The following is a 202-nucleotide window of genomic DNA, read 5'->3' on the forward strand; positions in this document are numbered from 1 at the left end:
GTATCGCCCGTATGGACAACAGCAACCATGCCAATCAGCAAGGCCATGCCGACAAATGGGTCGAGGCCAAACACAAAGGGCAGCAGCAAGGACATGCCTACCGTTCCGCTTAAACCTGGGAGAAGTCCTACAAAAATACCAATAAATATGCCAAGAAACATGAAGCCGATTCTAGATGGGTGCAACACGATAAGCAATGCTT

Annotated in this window: 1 protein-coding gene; it reads right to left on the reverse strand. The window is 48.5% G+C overall.

Annotation, left to right across the window (positions count from 1 at the left end; all coding sequences use genetic code 11):
* Nucleotides 1-202, reverse strand: a 202-nt coding sequence (locus tag CHH91_RS20155; protein WP_286160882.1) for a tripartite tricarboxylate transporter permease, incomplete at both ends; no start/stop codon positions are given.

This window comes from Virgibacillus sp. 7505 (assembly GCF_002272135.1).
Classification (GTDB): domain Bacteria; phylum Bacillota; class Bacilli; order Bacillales; family Amphibacillaceae; genus Terribacillus.